Source organism: Methanolobus sp. ZRKC5, from assembly GCF_038446525.1.
Lineage (GTDB): Archaea > Halobacteriota > Methanosarcinia > Methanosarcinales > Methanosarcinaceae > Methanolobus.
In genome coordinates, this window is sequence record NZ_CP151792.1 from 2,425,720 (window position 1) to 2,444,758 (window position 19,039).

The 19,039-nt window shown below is 38.6% G+C and carries 16 protein-coding genes; 5 read left to right on the plus strand and 11 right to left on the minus strand.

Features of this window, described 5'->3' with window-relative positions; genetic code table 11:
* Positions 1–3 precede the first annotated feature (3 nt).
* The 3 genes from WN948_RS12000 to WN948_RS12010 form a co-directional block, all read right to left on the minus strand.
* Positions 4–366 (minus strand): hypothetical protein, encoded by a 363-nt coding sequence (locus WN948_RS12000; RefSeq protein ID WP_342304435.1) that lies wholly within the window; start codon positions 364–366, stop codon positions 4–6.
* 442 nt (positions 367–808) lie between these two features.
* Complete coding sequence (locus tag WN948_RS12005) at positions 809–1,753, minus strand: IS5 family transposase (RefSeq protein ID WP_342303665.1); 945 nt, start codon at positions 1,751–1,753, stop codon at positions 809–811.
* Positions 1,754–2,135: 382 nt separating this feature from the next.
* On the minus strand, positions 2,136–2,672 hold the full coding sequence (locus WN948_RS12010) for a hypothetical protein (RefSeq protein ID WP_342304436.1): 537 nt from the start codon (positions 2,670–2,672) through the stop codon (positions 2,136–2,138).
* A 293-nt stretch (positions 2,673–2,965) separates the two neighbouring features.
* Here WN948_RS12010 and WN948_RS12015 point away from each other — a divergent pair, with 293 nt between their 5' ends.
* Both WN948_RS12015 and pyrF read left to right on the plus strand, forming a co-directional pair.
* A complete protein-coding gene (locus WN948_RS12015) occupies positions 2,966–3,919 on the plus strand; it encodes a deoxyhypusine synthase (protein WP_342304437.1) in 954 nt (317 codons plus the stop codon).
* 23 nt (positions 3,920–3,942) lie between these two features.
* Positions 3,943–4,596 (plus strand): orotidine-5'-phosphate decarboxylase, encoded by a 654-nt coding sequence (gene pyrF / locus WN948_RS12020; RefSeq protein WP_342304439.1) that lies wholly within the window; start codon positions 3,943–3,945, stop codon positions 4,594–4,596.
* 82 nt (positions 4,597–4,678) lie between these two features.
* Here the strand turns inward: pyrF and WN948_RS12025 are convergent, their stop codons facing one another.
* The 6 genes from WN948_RS12025 to WN948_RS12050 form a co-directional block, all read right to left on the minus strand.
* Positions 4,679–6,142, minus strand: a complete 1,464-nt coding sequence (locus WN948_RS12025; RefSeq protein WP_342304440.1) for a hypothetical protein — start codon at positions 6,140–6,142, stop codon at positions 4,679–4,681.
* Complete coding sequence (locus WN948_RS12030; protein WP_342304441.1) at positions 6,139–7,179, minus strand: rod shape-determining protein; 1,041 nt, start codon at positions 7,177–7,179, stop codon at positions 6,139–6,141. The genes WN948_RS12025 and WN948_RS12030 overlap by 4 nt, the downstream gene beginning before the upstream one ends.
* A 233-nt stretch (positions 7,180–7,412) precedes the next feature.
* Positions 7,413–8,303 carry an exopolyphosphatase gene (locus tag WN948_RS12035; RefSeq protein WP_342304442.1) on the minus strand — a complete coding sequence of 297 codons (891 nt, stop codon included), beginning with the start codon at positions 8,301–8,303 and terminating at the stop codon, positions 7,413–7,415.
* Positions 8,303–10,372 carry a polyphosphate kinase 1 gene (ppk1, locus tag WN948_RS12040; RefSeq protein ID WP_342304443.1) on the minus strand — a complete coding sequence of 690 codons (2,070 nt, stop codon included), beginning with the start codon at positions 10,370–10,372 and terminating at the stop codon, positions 8,303–8,305. The genes WN948_RS12035 and ppk1 overlap by 1 nt, the downstream gene beginning before the upstream one ends.
* 158 nt (positions 10,373–10,530) lie before the next feature.
* Positions 10,531–12,447 carry a CHAD domain-containing protein gene (locus WN948_RS12045; protein ID WP_342304444.1) on the minus strand — a complete coding sequence of 639 codons (1,917 nt, stop codon included), beginning with the start codon at positions 12,445–12,447 and terminating at the stop codon, positions 10,531–10,533.
* Positions 12,448–12,468: 21 nt separating this feature from the next.
* Positions 12,469–12,813, minus strand: coding sequence for a 4Fe-4S binding protein (locus WN948_RS12050; protein WP_342304445.1), 345 nt, complete (start codon positions 12,811–12,813; stop codon positions 12,469–12,471).
* A 146-nt stretch (positions 12,814–12,959) separates the two neighbouring features.
* Here WN948_RS12050 and WN948_RS12055 point away from each other — a divergent pair, with 146 nt between their 5' ends.
* From WN948_RS12055 to pap, 3 genes are all read left to right on the plus strand, one after another.
* A complete protein-coding gene (locus tag WN948_RS12055; protein WP_342303665.1) occupies positions 12,960–13,904 on the plus strand; it encodes an IS5 family transposase in 945 nt (314 codons plus the stop codon).
* Between the two features lie 241 nt (positions 13,905–14,145).
* The gene (locus tag WN948_RS12060) at positions 14,146–15,381 is read left to right on the plus strand and encodes an MgtC/SapB family protein (protein WP_342306468.1); all 1,236 of its coding nucleotides are present in this window, start codon (positions 14,146–14,148) and stop codon (positions 15,379–15,381) included.
* Positions 15,382–15,437: 56 nt separating this feature from the next.
* Positions 15,438–16,946: a polyphosphate:AMP phosphotransferase gene (pap, locus tag WN948_RS12065; protein ID WP_342304446.1), complete on the plus strand. Its 1,509-nt coding sequence runs from the start codon at positions 15,438–15,440 to the stop codon at positions 16,944–16,946.
* Positions 16,947–17,132: 186 nt separating this feature from the next.
* Here the strand turns inward: pap and WN948_RS12070 are convergent, their stop codons facing one another.
* Positions 17,133–17,753 (minus strand): DUF4256 domain-containing protein, encoded by a 621-nt coding sequence (locus WN948_RS12070; RefSeq protein WP_342304447.1) that lies wholly within the window; start codon positions 17,751–17,753, stop codon positions 17,133–17,135.
* Positions 17,750–19,003 carry a CYTH domain-containing protein gene (locus WN948_RS12075; RefSeq protein ID WP_342304448.1) on the minus strand — a complete coding sequence of 418 codons (1,254 nt, stop codon included), beginning with the start codon at positions 19,001–19,003 and terminating at the stop codon, positions 17,750–17,752. The genes WN948_RS12070 and WN948_RS12075 overlap by 4 nt, the downstream gene beginning before the upstream one ends.
* Positions 19,004–19,039 lie beyond the last annotated feature (36 nt).

A 19,039-nucleotide genomic window follows, 5' to 3' on the forward strand; every position in this document is an offset into this window, starting at 1 on the left:
GTTTTATTTTTCAGCCATGTGATCCATCTTTTTAGACAGCTCAATGACAGCAGTTTTTAGTTCTTCAATATCACTTTCGATGTCCAGCACCTTGTTAAAAAGAGGACTTCTGTCATCCTTGATGGCCTGTTCCTGTGCAAATCGCTGTTTGCTTGGGAACACATACACATAGGTCAGCCACATGCCTATGAATGCAGCAATGAATAATGCTGCAAGGAAGAAGAGGTAATGAGGGAAAAGTGTTCTCATGAAACTGTCCCCTGAACTATAATACTGAAGCCTTGTTATCATCAGGAAATTCAGCAGTGAGAAAAGGAACATTGTCTCCCCCACGATTATCAGCAACCCGCCAACTTTTGTTGACATCTTTCGTTGCTTTGGGACTATCCGATCAACTATAGAACTCATTAAGGAAATATTGGATTCATGTGATATTTAGATTATGTAGTGTGGACAGGGAGATAACTGATTCTTATGTTGGTGAGATATGGAATTCTCTAATGGTACTTTGCGTTATATGAAGAAGAATGCTGAAGTTGAGAAGCTATTTTGTTTGAATGAGCATGTTAGGGAAAGGTTGGAGATACCAGAGTTTAATCATCAAAATAGAATCGGTACATTTTAGGGTAAAGTCTAACTACTTATTCGTTTTTAAGTGACGTATCTTGGGACAATATACTCTTGAGGATTTCGATATTCCCTCATTTTAGATCATTAAAGTATTCAAACTCAATTATATCCTCTCATTTTTTATCATTTTGTTTATTTCTCTTCATTAATCCTTATTTTTAGTATAGCTCCCGCTATCCTAAATTACTCCTTTGGTTTTTAGTGTCCTCAATTGATGCAGATTAAAACAAAAAGCTGTCATCAACATTTTTGCATTCACTCTTTCTACAGTTGTAACAAGAACCTTTCTGGTTTTAAATATTTCTTTTGTCACTGCATACACTCTTTCGCAAGGGACTCTTTTCACACTTATTCTTTCATTTCTGAGGATATCCATTATTCCTAAAGGATGTCCTCTTACAGCTCGTTGCATTGTTGCTGCAAAACCTTTTGCTATTGCTCCAAAATATCCTTTATCTCTATACACCACTTCACCCTTTTCAGACAGATCAACCTGTGAATCGTGAAGTGATGCAGTTGTTGTCTCAAATCTTCTGATTAGTTCATAATCCTTATCAATAATTGTATGAAGTTTGTATCCAAAGTGAGATTTACCATTTTTCTTAGTCCAGGTTCCATCTTTGCTTCTTCTTGTTTTCGCATCTTTTCCTCTGAGTACATCTGCTTTTGCATGTCCTGGATCTGAGTGAATAAAAGTTGCATCCTGGATCATTCCTTTTTTAATCTTCAAACCAAGAGCATCAAGCTGATTCTGCATTTCATCCCACACCGCTTTTTCTTTACCATTGTCGATAATTCTCTTCCTGAATGACCAGACAGTTGTACTGTCTGGTACATATTCAGGAAATCCCAGGAATTTCCTAAAGGATATCCTGTCAATACACTGCTTTTCAAGCTCAGCATCAGAAAGACCATGCCATTGTTGCAGAACAAGCATCTTGAACATTACAATAACATCAGCTTCAGGCCGTCCGCCTGAAGCTGTTCTGTTTATGTACATTGACTCCAGAATAGGGCGAAAAGGCTTCCAATCTACTAAATATTCAATTTCAGCAAGCTTATCTCCGACAGATTGGAGACGCTTATATTCTTCATTTAAGGCAAAATCAGTAAAAGAATCCATAATAGTAAATTTGCTTTGCTATTATTTAAATTTTATTAAATTGTATGAGTATTGATGGTAGTTTCTCGAAATCCTCTCTTATATTTTTTAATCATGTTATCTAGGTCATCTGTTGACGATATTAACATTAAATTACAATTACCCATATTTGCAGCCATTTGCAACTTTTTGAGACTAATCTTACAAAATAGAAGCAAATGTAGTTTGATTAACAAGTTAAGTCCTTTACTTCGTTTTTTTCCATGTTCTAGCCTCCTGAAAAGATCATGATACACAACCCTGACTTTAAAAAGGTACATGTAAGGTATTGATATTATTGAATAAACTACAGGGAACAAAAAACTTTTCAAATAACTAACATATCCAATTGAATGTATTTCACTTACTGATCTATACAAAGAATAAGATAGTATAAAAAACCAAGAATGCATAAAATTATGTTCAGGGATTTTTCTACATTTTTATATAATTCATCGGATTTAGATACGGCGTTCATCAATAATATAAGCCCTATAATCCCGGCTATGAATATCTCAACAACCAATGAAAATGAACTAATAATAATAATAATCTCTACAAGCGTTATTAGTTTTATATTTTTCAGAATTAATCTTTTCCAGAAACCATGTTCTAAGTTATTCATTGCAACAAATATACCAATTGGTAACCCTGAAAAAATAAACCATATTGTTGTTTCTTTAAGGTCACTTATATCCCACAATTCAAAGTAATAAAGGAGATATATAAACAAAGATAGGTAGACGAAATACCAGAAGAAATACGAAAATATTATTCTTTTAAAAAAAGATTTAATGACTTGAAAAAACGAAATTCTTGCTTCCTTTATGGACAAAATTATTATAATGAGTAATATGGATAAAAATATTGATACTATTTCTCTGTTTGTTAAAACATCCATATTTAAAAGTAACTCCTGAGTAGGTTTGCATATTAAGATACAACAACCACGCATAAATATTTTTCACTGTTTATGTCCATGACAAATAGCGTACAAAAAAATAGAGTTCCTATATCCCCTTACCCACATGAAATGTCTTGAATTTGAACCTTGCATACTCTTCCACACAATAAAACAAACAATAGAAGATAACACCCTACTTGTTTTCCTTCAAATAATTTAAAAATACATACATTGCCGAAGAAACCTTAAAGAACATTGTTGCTGTAAAACAGCGTATACGAGGCTTTCAAATGGAACATTGTCATTCAAAAGAAGAAAAACTTCAGAATCCTATCAGACCGGCTAAGATTACCGAAAACATGAGCGTTGACGAACTTGTACATGCCATTGATGGCTGCGCTTTTGGTGCTGGAAAACTAGCTGATGCTGCTGATATTTATACCGAGATGCTTGCCAAGGGATCTACCAGTTTCTTCGGGTTGGCAGGTGCAATGGTGCCTGCGGGAATGCGGGACATAGTTACAGACCTCATAAAAGATGGTTATATTGACGTGCTGGTAACCACCGGTGCCAACATGGTGCATGAGATAGTTGAATCGATGGGACTGCATCACTACAAGGGCTGTGCCGACTGTGATGATATCGAACTTAAGCACGATGAGATAAACAGGATATACGATGTCTACCTTCCAGAGCCTTACTTTGTTGATTTTGAAGAGAAATTGAAAGCAATTCTATCAGATATAGGTCCTGAGACCATCTCTATCAGAGAATTAATGACACATCTTGGAAACAATATAGATGACAAGGATTCGATATTAAGGGCTGCAGCCGACATGAACGTTCCTGTCTACTGTCCTGCAATACAGGACTCAATGATAGGACTTCAGGCATGGCTCTACAAGCAGAAAAACCCACTGAACGTTGATGCTTTTGCAGACATGAGAGAGATAATCGATCACTGCTACGAGGCAAAGAATCCAGGAGCAGTGCTTATCGGTGGCGGTGTCCCGAAGAACTATATCTTCCAGTCAATGCTAGTCACTCATCAGGAATTCGAGTATGCCATACAGCTTACAATGGACACACCGGAAACAGGCGGACTCAGCGGTGCAACCCTCGATGAAGCACGTTCCTGGGGCAAGGTCAGCGAAACCGCACGCTCAGTAACCGTCCACTCAGATGCAACAATAACACTTCCGATCATGGTCGCTGCAGCAAGAAGCAGACTTGCAAATTTGTAAAAAACATATCCAGGAGCAGTTACATGGAAAAGAACACAAGACTTATACTTGCACTTGATGTCACAGACAGGGAAGAAGCCATAAAGATATCCGAAAAAGTTGCCGAATATGTGGATGCAATCAAAATTGGCTACCCTCTGGCTCTTGCAACTGGAATGGAAATAATAGGCCAGCTATCAAAATACGCACCTATAATTGCGGATTTCAAGGTTGCTGACATACCAAACACGAACCGGCTTATCTGCGAACAGGTATTCAAGGCAGGTGCTGATGCTGTAATTGTCCAGGGATTCACAGGACATGACAGTCTTGAAGCAGCTGTTAAACTTGCAAAAGAGCAGAAAAAAGATATCTTCGTAGTTACTGAAATGAGCCACCCAGGTGCCCTTGATTTCATGCAACAGGTTGGAGAAGGCATTGCAAAAATGGCAGCCGATGCAGATGCTTCAGGTGTCGTTGCACCTGCAACCCGTCCGCAGCGTGTTACTGAAATAAGGAAGATAATAGGAAACAAGCTTTCAATAATCTCACCCGGAGTGGGTGCACAGGGCGGCACAGCTTCCGATGTCATAAAAGCAGGTGCCGACTGGGTAATCGTTGGCAGGAGTATTTACCAGTCAGATGAACCTGAAATGGCTGCCAAAAAAATAGTTGACGAGATTAAAGAAGTCATCTGATATTTAATTTGAACTTGTGTGCCAATGATGATAAAACCAAATCTGATATATGATGAACCCTATGAGTACTGAGGCACACATATCATCCTATTAATTCCAGATTCTGTTTGAGGATCTGAGAAAATACCTCATTCTTTTTAACATCAGACTTTGCTTCCTCAAGACTCATTTTAAGACCTGAGATCGAGTTTTCAAGACTCTGTATATAGATAGTCTGCTGTTCCATTTTGTTATTGAGCTTCTTGATATCAAGATTCTGACGATGGATAGTGACATGGTTACCAATTTCATTGTTAGTTTTCTCAACCATTTCTTCAAGCTCTTTTCTTTTGGATTCCATCTCTGCAAGAGTTTTTTCCATACTCCCTTCAAGTCTTGTATTTTCCTCACTTCTAAACCTTAGCTTTTCATCCTCAGCTTCAAGCTCGGTTTTCCTCTCTTTCAGAGCCTTCATCTCATCCTGGAAAGCAAGTTCCTTTTCTTTGTGAAGCTGGATATTTTCCTCATGCTTTAACATGAGTTTTTCATCCTCACCCACAAGCTCGGCTTTCTTATCCTCCAGAGCCTTAACCTCGTTCTGGAAAGCTATTTCCTTCTCCTTATGAGCCCTTACGCCTTCTTCATACTTTAGCCTGGAAGCTTCAAGTTCATCTGTCTTTGGACCAAGTTCAACGAGCTCTGTATGTATGTTTTCTTTTATTATCCCTATTGAAGAACGTTTTTCAGTGAGTAGTGCTTCTTCATCCTCAAGTTCAGACCTGAGTGTCTCAATATCCGCACGCTTGCGATTGAGCTCTTTCAATTCAGAATAATAACTGGACTTTATGGCCTCAACGGCTGCAGGATAAGTAATATCTGACAGCTCAAGGGAGATTTCCTCACCTGCTGAAAGTTTTTCCTCTAAAGACCGGCATTTTTCATCAAGCTCATTTTTCTGCTGCTTGTACTGTTTTAGCTCATTATCGTAGGCCGATCTTAGGGAAGATAATTCTTCCATTTCTGAAGTGTACTCAGCAAGTTCTTTTTCATATCCAATTCTTGAGTCTTCAAACTCTTTAGCCTGAACTTCAAACACAGAACGCTTTTGTTCAAATGCAGTAATCTTCTTTTCGAGTTCTGCTGTCTGCTCAGGAGGGATGGACCTTTCAGCCCTCTGCACAGCAGACTTAATTATCGCGCATTTATTCCTAAGCACTTTTTCCTGTTCGGAAAATTGACTTTTGAGTTCATCAAGTTCTTTCTGTTTTTCCTCATATTCACTGATATCGGATTCATAGCGCGTTTTTATTTCAGAAAGCACAGACTCTTTTTGGACAAGGTACTCTATCTCTGATTCCGGCACACTGTGAACAGATTCCTGATTTGCAGGGACATGAACTGAATTATCCCCTGGCATGTAGTTTTGCGGACTGGAGGAAGATACATCTTGTGCTACCCCCTTTTCCCTATCATCTGTTGCAATGGGTTTTCTATAAATATTCGGAGTGAAAACCTTAGATGATTTTTCAGACTTCTTTTTTCCCCCTGACCAATTAGATGAGTTCATAATATCAATTCCTTATCCTGTTTCCCGGCACGTAGTTGTTGCCAGAATTCCAGCGGCATGTTTCTGGCAAGTTCCAGTGCACCTTCAGAAATACCAAACGTAGAGTCTAAGTCAAGGAAAACTTTACCTCCACCAAGCTCTTTAAGTTCGTGCTCAATAAAGGTACCAAGGCCAGGCAGATTACTTGTACCTCCAAATATGTGGATATTGTTCCGTATGGACTCACGTATCTCAGGATCCACATCGGATAACATCCTGGTAATCCCTGAAACAACATCAGTTAACACAAACTCACATGAGATCTGCATTTCTTCAGCTATTGATTCCTGAATAGTGCCATTTTCAAGGGGAATGTCTACAACACATTGATCTGAACAAGAACCAAGATATCCATACTCTTCTTTCCAACCCATAGCAAGTTCTTCTGTGATCCTTGAATCCGGCCATCTTTCATTGATAAGCTTGACTATTTCACTATCGATATTTTTTCCGGCACATGGAAGGCTCAGGCAATCATCTTCTTGCGGGATATTGCTGTTAATAACGCAAATGTCTGTTTTATGAGAACCTATATCCACTATTAGTCCCCCTTCCAGAAGCGATTTTTTGTAAGCTATGCAAAAAAGTTCATCTACAACCATTGCACCTGAAAATATCTCACTGAAAAGCTCCAGAAGCTTGATTTTGTATTCCCTGCCAGCATTTGAAGGAACACCTATCATTGCATAGGTACTATCTTTAGCAGGATTAACAGCATGTTTATTAAGAAAGTGTTTTAAAAACTTCTTAAAATGAAGAACATCATCTTCTTCTTTCAATTCACTTTTAAGGAAGTATTGGATAGTGCCATTTTCCAATGCCACAGCCTCTTTTCCGGATAGTATGCTCTCTTCAGGGTCTTCACTATCTTTCTGCAAAAAAGCTATTGCAGTTCTCTCAGAGAATTTTTTACCATCGCTGGTGCAAACCGATGTTTTGAACATACCCACGTCTATCCCAAGATACAGGCATCTACTATTGTTGTCAAACTCCTCCATATGATCTACCAGGTTTTAGTTAAGTCCCATGAATTTGAAGTAACTCTATCATGGAATTATTTCCATGCTATGGAATCTTATTAAATCAGTATTTATATATTATGAACATGGGATTTCATTCTATGGCGATGAATAAACATAAAAAAAATAGAGAAAAGGTAAGAAATAGATACTGTCGCCATTAAACAAGCTTTCTAGTTCTATGAACAAAATAAGATATATATTCAGCTGAATTATATATAACTCTCTTTATGCTTTTTGTACAAAACGTGTATGATACCATCTGCAAGACCCAGTTGAGGTACATGCATATGATTGATATTGCCCCATTTCATAACAGAATAATATATTTTTGAAGCAGGTACGATAACATCAGCCCTGTCCGGACGCAGACCTATTTTTGTTATACGCTGCTCCAGTGTAAAACCTTTAAGATATTTATTAAGATCCTTAATATCCTTATCCATTAGAAGAGTACCATCCTTCCTGCCGGACATACGAAAGAGCTTGTTGATATTGCCACCGCTTCCAATAGCATAATCTGGCATGTGATCACGGGTCACACTTTTCACCCAGCGTTTCATCTCATTCCAATCATGTTTTGTAACAATGCCTTCAAGCATTCGAATGGTACCGATATTAAATGACCTGTAGGCAAAAACCTTCCCGCCTTTAAAGAGTATCAATTCAGTACTACCACCACCCACATCAATGTGGAGATAGGTCGAATCACTGCTTCCAAGTAGTTTTTCTATACGATTTGAATAAATTATTTTTGCTTCTTTCCTTCCGCTTATAACTTTAAGGTCAATACCACTTTTTTTCTTTATCAAAGAAACGATCTCATCGCTATTTTCAGCCTCTCTCATTGCTGAAGTTGCACATGCCATAAAATCAATTGGTTCATATGCATCCATAAGATGTCGAAATGCGATCATTGTACTTACAAGATGAGAAACCTTTTCCGGGGATATATTATTATGAACGAATGCATCTTCACCAAGGCGGATGGGCATTCGCATAAAGGATATCTTTTCATAAACTGGATCTACGCCTTCAGAATCAACTCTTGACAAAAGCAACCTCACCGCATTCGAACCAACATCTATAGCCGCAAATTTCATCAAACATCTCCATTGTTCAATTGCCTTTCAAGGAAATCATAAATATCGTTCTGAGTACGACAGGGTTTTTCCCCATCTGTTCTGTATTTATTATCCTGAAGGTCGTTGATTATTCTCGCCTTTCTGTTGTCCATAAACTGTATGTTCATGTATTCTTTCAACTCTTCCTGAAGAGACCTATCATATATGGGGGTTGCAACTTCCACACGTCTGTCAAGATTTCTTACCATCCAGTCAGCTGATGAAATAAAATATCTTTCATCATCATTGTTGCAGAAAATGAAAATACGTGAATGTTCAAGGTATCTGTCAACGATGCTGATGACCTCGATATTCTCACTGAGCCCTTTAACACCAGGAACAAGTGAACATATACCCCTGATGACCAGTTTTACCCTGACCCCGGCCTTGCTGGCATCATACAATTTATTGATCATCTCGCTATCCACAAGACTATTCATCTTAGCATGAATGTACGCAGGCTTCCCTGATCTTGCATTATCTACTTCATTTTCAATATATTTTTTGAACGTCTTGCGCATTTGAAGGGGAGCAACAATGAGATGTTTGTACTCATATACTTTATAATTATGACTGAAGAAATCAAAAGCCTTTTCCACTTCAAACGTAAGATCAGGATTTGCAGTCATAAGCATATGGTCACAGTAGAGCTTTGCAGTAGATTCATTGAAATTACCTGTGCCGATACATGAATAACGAACAGGAACATCATCCTCATTCCTGGTAATATGGCAAAGTTTTGAATGTACTTTCAGACCAGGTACGCCATCAATTATTCTTGCACCCGCATCTTCGAGTTTCTGGGTCCAGTAAATATTAGATTCCTCATCAAACCTTGCCTGAAGCTCAATTACAACAGTAACAGTTTTGCCGTTTTTAATTGCATTAATAAGTGCATTGATAACATTGGAATTTTTGGCAACCCTGTAAAGAGTGATCTTTATGCTTGAAACATGCGGGTCAATTGCTGCCTCTCTTAGCAGATCGATGAAATAATCAAAGGATTGATATGGATAATGGAGCAAAATATCATGCCCCTTTATAGCACTAAAGAGACTCTTGTGACTTACGAAGTATTTATGTGGCAAAGGATGTTTTGGCTCATAATAGAAGGAATCCGAACCAATTTTGGGAAAGCTCATGAAATCCTTTGCATTATGATATTTGCCACCGGGAACAAGATTTTCGAAATTTTCGATACCCAGCCTCTTCAGAGTAAAATCAAGCAGGTAGTAAGGCATGTCCTTGTCATAAACAAAACGAACGGGCTGGCCTTTTTTTCTTTCCTCAAGACTCGCGGATACCTTTTCAAAGAAACTTTTAGTTACATCATCATCAATGTCGAGTTCAGCATCCCGTGTAAGCTTGATCGTATACGCAGCGATTGAATCATAATCAAAAATTGAAAAAATGTCATCAAGACCAAAACGAATCACATCATCCAGCATTATGACACATTTCCTGTCGCCTGAATCTGGAAGATTTATATATCGGGGGAGTACATCAGCAGGAACCTCGATAAGAGCAAATTTTGAAGTTTGTGGATCCCATTTTTTCTGGACATCAATTAAAAGGTAAAGAACCTGATTTTTTAGATAAGGGAAATCGGGGATATCCTTCAGTATGACAGGAATGAGACGTGGCCTTACTTTTTCCAGGAAGTATTCTTTAACAAAAGCTTTCTGGCTACCATCGAGTTGTGTTTCATCAACAATGAAGATGTTATGCTCTGCCAATTCCTTTGTTAATCCAGTGAACACTTTATCAAAATCATCGCGCAGTGTCAGTACCGTTTTATGTACCTGTTTCATGACTTTTTTCGGTGCAACTCCAACCACAGCTTTGGACTTCACCCCCGCATCTATCATGCGCTGCAGAGTCCCAACCCTTACACTGAAAAACTCGTCAAGGTTCGAAGAAAAAATACCAAGAAACTTCAAACGTTCCAGTAATGGGACTTGTGGGTCTTTTGCTTCCTGAAGGACTCTTTCATTAAATGAAAGCCAGCTTATTTCCCTGTTGATATAATCATCTACTTCTTTGGACATAAGAATCAGTTTTTTAAATTTTGAAAACGTAAGAATACTGTCGTATTTTAATAAAACTACAGCTATCCTATTATATAGCACTTTATACAGATTCATATATAGTCATACATAGTACAATATAGATTTTTATAGCCAATACCAGTCTGAAGGAATCCTCTTCAGGAATTATAGATACCTGCTACTGCCTGCGAGAACCTTATACTGAAATCAGGATCAATGACCCTGGACCAAACTTCCGGGAAGGAATTCATCAGGTTCTGAAGGTCCTGTTTCTTGTATTCCATATAAGCATCAACACCCGGATAATCCCCAAGTCCGTTTGAAACAGGCACCTTCTTTTTATCCGTTTCACCCCACCTACCATATTTCTCAAAGTTCCCAAGAAGTTCTAGTGCAACCACTGTGTCATGCATATCCCCCAGATTATCCTGAAGTGCCTTCAAATCCTTTATCAGGTCCCTGGATTCAGAACCAAGTGCTTCCCTGAAGAACTCAAGAGTGTAGCGTAGTATTTTCACATCAATTCTGAGCTGATGATATTTTTCAATATCCGGATCGATCATTGTTTCATCAGAAACAAGCTCTTCATATGCCCTTACAGCCGCAAACTGTGTGTACAAGAGAACAGGTAACACATCCATGACCCTGCCTGGAACAGGTTCTCTATTCTTCTTTACAGACTTCATTTTCCAGAACTTTTTATTCAGCAGATAAGCAGCAAAGTTCTTCTTGAACTTGTTGTATTTGACATCATCCAGATATACAAGCATGCTACCACGCTGTTTTGCCTTTTCGATCAGAATGGAATCTACAAGTGGGTCCATTTCTGCTCTGCTTTCAGGTGGCTTATCCTCAAGATAATGTTCGATCTTCTCAAGGAAAACATCCAGATCACGTACAGAACCAAGTACTCTTCTTGTAGTTTTGACGTTCTTATAATGAGAGAACATCTTTTTCATTTCAAGGTAGTTCTCAAGGACCTCAACTGCAGAACGCATACGCATTGCAGCAACCCGCATGTCGTGCAGTTCTTCGATGTCTTTTCCAACTTTGGTACCCCTCTCATGCTCTATCATTACTCCGAAGTGGAACATGAGTATCTTGTGCGCTGCTTCACGCATCGTATCAGTTGCCTTGATATTGGTCTTTTCCAGAGAACGGAATTCAGAGAACGGAATAACAGGAACGACTGTAGTTGATAATCCCCTGGTTTCCGTTACAGGCGCAAAAGTCGGCTCAACATTTTCATCTGAACCATCTTCAGGCAGTCCATTGTCCTCTGTTTCCAAAACATCAACTATTTCGGGAAATTGTGTCGTTTCCATAGCTGTTGGTTCATTGAAACTATCATCTTCAAAATGAACATTTTCTTTCATCTCTGCATTAATTGAAGGATTATGAATTGTGTTTTTCTCAGGGATCATAGTTTCCTCAGTTTGTCCCATTATTTGTGGCTCTGGCTGTTTTTCTTCAGAAACTTTATCGTTTACAATAAAATGGTCATATCTTCCATTGGTATCAGTAAGGAAGGAAGGCTCATAGGAACCTGATGTTATATTAGTCACCATAATACCCGCAAAGGTTGCAAGTACGGAACGATCATTAAATTGACTATATTCATTACTGATATCAGGCTTTTGTTTCTGTGCCACTGTTGCTTGCGTTTCTGTGCCTGTAAAGGCCTGCAGGAAGTAATTGACAAAAATATTGATCAGTAACAGAAAAATACCCACTGAATAGAACATTATCACATAGGACACCTTTGGGTATGTCCAGCTTTCAGGGAAAGAGAATGTGAAAATAAGAAGTCCGGTTACAGAGAGCAATATACCTGTTATGAACGAATAACTTCGTGAAAATCGCTGGCGCATGCCCGCAAGAATGATGCCTGCAAGAATGAACAATATCCCGGCCCCCAGAAGGAAGCAAACTGTCAGTATAACTTCCGGACTGGAATTACGACTAAGTCTGCTCACCATAGCAAACAGAAGGCCAGTCATGCAAAATACCAGACCGAACAAAAAACCAAGCGATGCAACTAAGGAGTACTTCTTAACAAGCATGTTCGATGACAACTATCTCCCCTCTTTAACTTATTATAACTTTATGCGTTTCAATCCTTTCATCGTTTCCTGAAGGACCTTCTGCTGCATTTTCAGTTGTCGCATTTGACTTTTAATAAGGCGCTTCTTTGCCTTTTTACTCTTATATCCGGAAAGAGAACTATTTACTGCTTTTAATTTTGATTGAATCTTAAATTTCACTATTTCCCTGTCCTTAAGAATTGCTTTTACAGGGCAGATCTTTATGCATTTTCCACAGTTGATGCATTTTTCGTCTATAATAATGGCTTTCCCTTTTACCATTTTAATTGCATCCACCGGACATTTCTTAACGCACTTTTTGCATGCTGTACATTTCTTTTTATTGACCAATGGCATATTACCCAATCCTAATTAACAATGGGTTAAGCAGGTATAAAAGTATATACAGTGAATATAATATACTATAGAGGATTTCGATAAACTACCATCAATACCCATACAATTTAATAAAATATAAATAATAGCAAAGCAAATTTACTATTATGGATTCTTTTACTGATTTTGCCTTAAATGAAGAATATAAGCGTCTCCAATCTGTCGGAGATAAGCTTGCTGAAATTGAATATTTAGTAGATTGGAAGCCTTTTCGCCCTATTCTGGAGTCAATGTACATAAACAGAACAGCTTCAGGCGGACGGCCTGAAGCTGATGTTATTGTAATGTTCAAGATGCTTGTTCTGCAACAATGGCATGGTCTTTCTGATGCTGAGCTTGAAAAGCAGTGTATTGACAGGATATCCTTTAGGAAATTCCTGGGATTTCCTGAATATGTACCAGACAGTACAACTGTCTGGTCATTCAGGAAGAGAATTATCGACAATGGTAAAGAAAAAGCGGTGTGGGATGAAATGCAGAATCAGCTTGATGCTCTTGGTTTGAAGATTAAAAAAGGAATGATCCAGGATGCAACTTTTATTCACTCAGATCCAGGACATGCAAAAGCAGATGTACTCAGAGGAAAAGATGCGAAAACAAGAAGAAGCAAAGATGGAACCTGGACTAAGAAAAATGGTAAATCTCACTTTGGATACAAACTTCATACAATTATTGATAAGGATTATGAACTAATCAGAAGATTTGAGACAACAACTGCATCACTTCACGATTCACAGGTTGATCTGTCTGAAAAGGGTGAAGTGGTGTATAGAGATAAAGGATATTTTGGAGCAATAGCAAAAGGTTTTGCAGCAACAATGCAACGAGCTGTAAGAGGACATCCTTTAGGAATAATGGATATCCTCAGAAATGAAAGAATAAGTGTGAAAAGAGTCCCTTGCGAAAGAGTGTATGCAGTGACAAAAGAAATATTTAAAACCAGAAAGGTTCTTGTTACAACTGTAGAAAGAGTGAATGCAAAAATGTTGATGACAGCTTTTTGTTTTAATCTGCATCAATTGAGGACACTAAAAACCAAAGGAGTAATTTAGGATAGCGGGAGCTATACTAAAAATAAGGATTAATGAAGAGAAATAAACAAAATGATAAAAAATGAGAGGATATAATTGAGTTTGAATACTTTAATGATCTAAAATGAGGGAATATCGAAATCCTCTATATAATATTAGACAGAGCAGTATTTGATATGTATTCTATCAAGGAGAGATTATTACGATCCAGGTCATCCAATGGGACATCGACCCTGTACATGTTGTTTTCCTGGAAAAGATAATACTTTCATTGATGATAGGGATACTTATAGGCCTTGAAAGAGAACACTGGCGTGCGGACAAAAAGATATTTGCAGGTGTAAGGACCTTTGCAATAACCTGTATAACAGGCACTCTTGCCACTTTCCTCGCTTCATACATTGGTATCTGGATACTTGTTGTAACAACCCTGCTTGCTGCCTTTTCTTCAGCATCCCTCATATATATGATCAACGTACTAAAAGGGAAATCAGGTCTCACAACTGCAATTGCACTCTTCTGTACATACCTTTTAGGAATAATCGTCGCCCAGGGACTATATCTGATAGCAATAGTTACGGCTCTGATACTGACTTTCCTGTTGATAGAGAAAAAACCCCTGCACTCATTTGCAGAACATCTCTCAGAAGGTGACATTAATAGTGCACTAAAATTCCTTGCAGTCGCCTTCGTCCTTTATCCTATCGTTCCGGAAGAACCTATCTATGGGATCATAAGGCTAAAGCAATCCATACTCATCGTTGTGCTTGTATCGTTCATCAGTTTTGTAAGCTACCTGTCCCTGAAGAAGATGGGACCACAAGGAGGTATTCCTTATTCCGGCCTGTTTGGAGGATTCATAAACAGTGAGGCTACAATAGCCGCACTGTCAGGACTATCCAGAAAAAGACCAATACTTAAGGATTCTATCCACATTGGTGCGATGCTCTCTGTTGTTTCAATGATCATAAGCAACACAATAATAGCATTGATAGCGGATCCAAGTGCAAAGACCGCATCAATGATGGCACCACCTTTCATAGTAATGGGAATCATTGCCATGGTTTTTGTAATACTGAAATGGAAGAAGACATTGAACATTGAAGAAAGTATTGAGATCGGATCACCTTTTGCCCTTGGTCCGGCATTCAAATTCGGTGCGGTTTTCACAATACTTCTCATAATTGCAAACTTTGCAAATGAGTATGCAGGAGCAGGAGGAGCTTATGCAACAGCACTTGGTGGAATTGTCAGCAGTTCTGCTGTGACAGCTTCAGTTGCAGCATTGGCATTCACAGGAAACCTGTCGGTCCAGACTGCCGCTGAGACCGCAATACTCGCAGGGCTTGTCAGCACTCTCAGCAAACCACTTTACATAAAGATCAGCGGTTCACCGGAGTTATTCAGGACAGCACTGTTGTCATTCATCGCAATTGTAATTGCGGGGTCAGTTACACTTATAATATGGAGCTTTTACATGAGAGCATATCTGAGTTGATTCACCAATCTCTATAGCCATATATAAATAAGCAGTACTCTTTTTATTGATTAAACATGCTTGAAAATGTAGACCTCTCAAAAAGTATCAGCAAAGAAGAATACGATAATGTAATTGAAAATTTGAAGATACGAATTGGGGAACTGCAGAGAAAAGCATGGAAAATGGATATACCTATCATTATAGTTTTTGAGGGATGGCATGCATCCGGCATGACCGATATAATAAACAAGTTCCTTTTAACCCTCAATCCAATGGGATTTAATCTTTACACAACCGGAAAACCCTGTTATCAGGAAGAACAAAAACCTCTTTTGTGGCGATTCTGGACAAAGATACCCAAAAAAGGCAGCATTGCTATTTTTGACAGGAGCTGGTATCGCAGGATAACCGTCGAGCACAGCAGCAAAGGTAAAGCAAATGATAAAATGTCTAAATGTCTTGAAGGATCGAACTATTTTGAAAGACAGTTGACAGATGAGGGATATCTGCTCATCAAATTCTTCCTGCACATAAGTAAAGAAGAACAGGGAAAAAGATATCGTGAGATGAAAAAACAGGGTATACCAATGTTCATCGTTGAAGAAGAAGAAGAAGAACAGGAATACCTGAATGATTATGACAAACACCTGCCTCTGATAGAAAGCATTCTGGAAAGAACAGACCGGACTTCTGCACCATGGACCATTGTAGAATCAGAAGACAAGAACTTTGCAACCATTAAAATACTTGCAAAGGTAATCGAATCTATTGAAAATAAGATACAAAACAACGAAAATGAGATAAAGATAAGTCAAAATCACCATAATGAAAATTGTATCATTCCCAACATAGATTCATCAATACTTGAAAAGACCGATCTGGACAAAAGTCTCACTTATAAAGAATATAAAAAAGAGAAAAAAATATGCCAGAAAAAGATAACGCAACTCCAGTATGAACTTTTTAAGCACCGTATACCCTTAATATGTGTATTTGAGGGATGGGATGCGTCAGGAAAAGGAGGAGGTATAAGGCGGCTTGCCCAGAAATTAAATCCCAGACTTTATCAGGTAATTCCTGTTGGCGTTCCCTCACAAACGGAGATTTCACACCACTATCTTTGGAGATTCTATAACGAAATACCTGAAGCAGGTCATATAGCCATATATGACAGAAGCTGGTACGGAAGAGTACTTGTTGAAAGAGTTGAAAACCTCTGCGGTAACCAGGAATGGAAACGTGCTTACAGGGAGATTAATGAATTTGAGGAAACGCTTGCCAATTATGGCACTATCATCATCAAATTCTGGGCCCATATTGATAAGGAAGAACAACTTAAAAGGTTCAAGCAAAGGGAAAATACCTCCCATAAACAGTGGAAAATAACTCCTGACGACTGGCGTAACCGTGAAAAGTGGAACCTCTACAGGGATGCTGCGGATGAAATGCTACAGAAAACAAGCACATCCTGGGCACCGTGGACAATTGTGGAATCAAACGACAAGTATTACTCAAGGATTAAGATATTCCATACTGTTATTGACCGCATAGAAGAGGAGTTAAAACAGAGAGGAATTCAATAGTCTTCCCTGAAATAAACGTCTTTTTCGGCTCCAGTAAATGTAAATTTTGCCTTATTTTGCGTATTCCATAGCATCAACAGACACTATGTTTTAAGATACTTTGATTATTAGCTCAGTAATTCACCTCTAGATGCATCACGACAATCTTAGTTGAACCGTGATAAGTAAAGAACGTAAAGTCCAAATTTAGACCCTTAGCGAGCCACGGAACCCCCTAACACCATAGTAAGAGGGCGCACTGTTGTGATACATGAACACATTGTCGTAGCGTCGATCAGCAAAGAGGGCGCCGCCGAGTTTTCTAATATCAGAAGGTGTTTTCACCCAACTCGACGTCTTCGTATCGAAATTTCCAATTTTCTGCAACTTCTGATATTGTTCCATCGTTAAAAGTTCAATGCCCATGGCAGCTGCCATATCGATAGCGTTATTTTCTGGTTTATGTTCTTTCCTTGACTCCAGCGCTTCACGATCGTAACAAACATTTCTGCGGCCTTTTGGGCTTTCCGCTGAACAATCATAAAAAATATATTCACCCGTCTTTTTATCATGACCAACAACATCCGGTTCACCGCCGGTTCTTTCCATTTCATTGAGTGACCACAGTTTTTCAGTATTAGCTTCCAGCTTTGCTTGTACTTTAGCCCACTGAAGACCTTTATGGCGGTTCATGTTCTTCTCAAAACGGGTTTTCAGCGCTCTGAGTAGTTCTGCGTGTTGTTCTGTTGACAACTCTTTTTTGAGATTGTGCATAGTCATAATATTCATAGGAATATAGAAAAATAGTTCATTCAGAGAGGAATTCAATAGTCTTCCCTGAAATAAATATCTCTTTCAAATAGCAAACGCCACATATCTGCTTTTGTATCTGCTCTGTCTACATCCAATTCGGCTCCTGAACCCTGCACCTTAATTATTATGTCTTCTTTTTGAAGATCAACACCAGTTATCATACTATTCATTCTGCTAAGATCCAGAGCATCTGCAATCCTCAGGATAGCTGCCATTTTAAGAATATCGTCCTGCATCTCAGCAGTTAATCGGGAAAACTTCTTTTTAGCAGACAATTTCAGCAGCTTGTTTTTGTCTATTTTTTTCTTGTGAAGGAACGTTGTCCATGGCAGGAACAGGCAAAGAGGATATGGAAGTTCCTCCGGACAGGAAGTGAGAAGGATGTCCCTTCCTACTTTGTGATGGGTTTTCATATCGGTCATGACACCTATGTCATGTACAAGAGCTGCAAACCTTAATGTTTGGCGCAGATTATCATTCAGATTGTGAATTGGTTTGAGAGCATCAAACAGTTTCAGGGAATTTTCTGCAACCTTTCGAGCATGGTCCTGTTCAATATTGTATTCCTCGAACATATCCCTGAGAGGAGAATACACTATTTGCTTGTCTTTGGGAATGATCCCATAATCTATTATTTGAGCATCATTTCGAATATTTTCCATGAACAGTGCAAAACCATTGTCAAATTTGGAACTAGTTCCAACAAGCAGACCCACATCATCCCTGAAGAACGAAGCTACCTGATGAAGTTCAGCTTCATTCCCATCACCCACGAGCTCGACCTCAAGCTCAAGATAGCTATTTCTATTTTCATCGCAAGCGACAATTACATCATCAAAACTCAATTCCAAAATGTGTCTTTCTTTGTCGTAGGCCTGAAAGTCCGTCCTTTTGTGTTCCACAGTAAATAATGGAAATAGAGCACCTGAACCTATTATATTCAATATCCGGTTTTTAAGGGCACATTCATCCCACTCTTTAACAGGAAGTTTCTTTGAAAGAGTGAATTCTGTTTCTTCCCTGATATGAATAAGAGAACTGGCACTTTTCAGCGATTTGAGAGTATAGACTACCTTGTCTTTTTTTTCTCTGCACCTGAATGAGAAACCTGAAGCATATATTGCCATGTCCAGAGTATCAAGATAAGTATCCCTGAATTCTTTAGGCACAGGATCTGAAACACTAAACCCAGCTATTGATCTTATACTCATGAGTTTATCAAAGACATCACGCTCTGAAACAAGGAACTTCGCTTCAATTTCCATAAAAGAAATACTATGTCTTAAGTTAAAAGTTTTCTA

Excerpts from the sequence above, each read along its gene's own strand:
- WN948_RS12000 (WP_342304435.1), bottom strand. The coding sequence starts at position 366 with ATGTCAACAAAAGTTGGCGGGTTGCTGATAATCGTGGGGGAGACAATG.
- WN948_RS12005 (WP_342303665.1), bottom strand. The coding sequence starts at position 1,753 with ATGGATTCTTTTACTGATTTTGCCTTAAATGAAGAATATAAGCGTCTC.
- WN948_RS12010 (WP_342304436.1), bottom strand. The coding sequence starts at position 2,672 with ATGGATGTTTTAACAAACAGAGAAATAGTATCAATATTTTTATCCATA.
- WN948_RS12015 (WP_342304437.1), top strand. The coding sequence starts at position 2,966 with ATGGAACATTGTCATTCAAAAGAAGAAAAACTTCAGAATCCTATCAGA.
- pyrF (WP_342304439.1), top strand. The coding sequence starts at position 3,943 with ATGGAAAAGAACACAAGACTTATACTTGCACTTGATGTCACAGACAGG.
- WN948_RS12025 (WP_342304440.1), bottom strand. The coding sequence starts at position 6,142 with ATGAACTCATCTAATTGGTCAGGGGGAAAAAAGAAGTCTGAAAAATCA.
- WN948_RS12030 (WP_342304441.1), bottom strand. The coding sequence starts at position 7,179 with ATGGAGGAGTTTGACAACAATAGTAGATGCCTGTATCTTGGGATAGAC.
- WN948_RS12035 (WP_342304442.1), bottom strand. The coding sequence starts at position 8,303 with ATGAAATTTGCGGCTATAGATGTTGGTTCGAATGCGGTGAGGTTGCTT.
- ppk1 (WP_342304443.1), bottom strand. The coding sequence starts at position 10,372 with ATGTCCAAAGAAGTAGATGATTATATCAACAGGGAAATAAGCTGGCTT.
- WN948_RS12050 (WP_342304445.1), bottom strand. The coding sequence starts at position 12,813 with ATGCCATTGGTCAATAAAAAGAAATGTACAGCATGCAAAAAGTGCGTT.
- WN948_RS12055 (WP_342303665.1), top strand. The coding sequence starts at position 12,960 with ATGGATTCTTTTACTGATTTTGCCTTAAATGAAGAATATAAGCGTCTC.
- pap (WP_342304446.1), top strand. The coding sequence starts at position 15,438 with ATGCTTGAAAATGTAGACCTCTCAAAAAGTATCAGCAAAGAAGAATAC.
- WN948_RS12075 (WP_342304448.1), bottom strand. The coding sequence starts at position 19,003 with ATGGAAATTGAAGCGAAGTTCCTTGTTTCAGAGCGTGATGTCTTTGAT.